Source organism: Halomicronema sp. CCY15110 (genome assembly GCF_016888165.1).
Lineage (GTDB): Bacteria > Cyanobacteriota > Cyanobacteriia > Phormidesmidales > Phormidesmidaceae > Halomicronema.
In genome coordinates this window covers 1-599 of the sequence record NZ_JACSWC010000128.1, presented here as the reverse complement: position 1 = coordinate 599, position 599 = coordinate 1, and the positions used below count along the sequence as shown (strand labels likewise).

The 599-nt window shown below is 53.9% G+C and carries 1 protein-coding gene; it reads left to right on the top strand.

Features of this window, described 5'->3' with window-relative positions; translation table 11 throughout:
- The first annotated feature begins 126 nt into the window (after positions 1–126).
- Positions 127–513 carry a RidA family protein gene (locus JUK32_RS02025; RefSeq protein WP_204137183.1) on the top strand — a complete coding sequence of 129 codons (387 nt, stop codon included), beginning with the start codon at positions 127–129 and terminating at the stop codon, positions 511–513.
- Positions 514–599 lie beyond the last annotated feature (86 nt).

The window sequence follows — 599 nt, the reverse complement described above, 5'->3', positions numbered from 1 at the left end:
GGCCATCGCCTCCTTGACCGGCTATGACTTTATCCTTGAGGCTCTATTCTATGCAGCTTTATAGAGAATTGGTATTAGGCGTCTCACATTGCAAGTTCTGCATTCAGCCCACAAGGACATATTGCCATGCGCACATTCATTACTGAAGGGGAAGGCCTGCCGAAGTGGGCTTCGCCAATCAGTCACGCTGTCGTCGTCAACAACATTTGCTACCTGAGTGGCCAGTTGTCAATTGGAACTTCGGGCGAGTACATTCCGGGCACGGCTACCGAGGAGGCAGAGCGCGCCTTCGGCAATCTTTTCTGCGCGGTCCGCGCGGCGGGTTTTGCGCTCGGAGACATAACCTTTATCGATATAGCGTTTGCCGATCTCGCTGATCTCCCCCAAGTGAACCAAGTCTATTCTCAGCTGTTCATTGAAGGCAGACGCCCAGCGCGCACAATCTACCAAGCTGCGGCACTTCCCTATGGCGGGCGAGTCAAAATCATGGGCGTAGCTATCAGAGACGCCTAACCCCTCGCTCCTGATTGACTGACAAAAGATTAGTCCGGAGGCGGATACCTGCAGGTTTGAACCTTGAACTCCAGGCGACAGAGGCG

What these genes read in the sequence shown, in the direction of transcription:
- JUK32_RS02025 (WP_204137183.1), top strand. Translation starts at nt 127, where the DNA reads ATGCGCACATTCATTACTGAAGGGGAAGGCCTGCCGAAGTGGGCTTCG.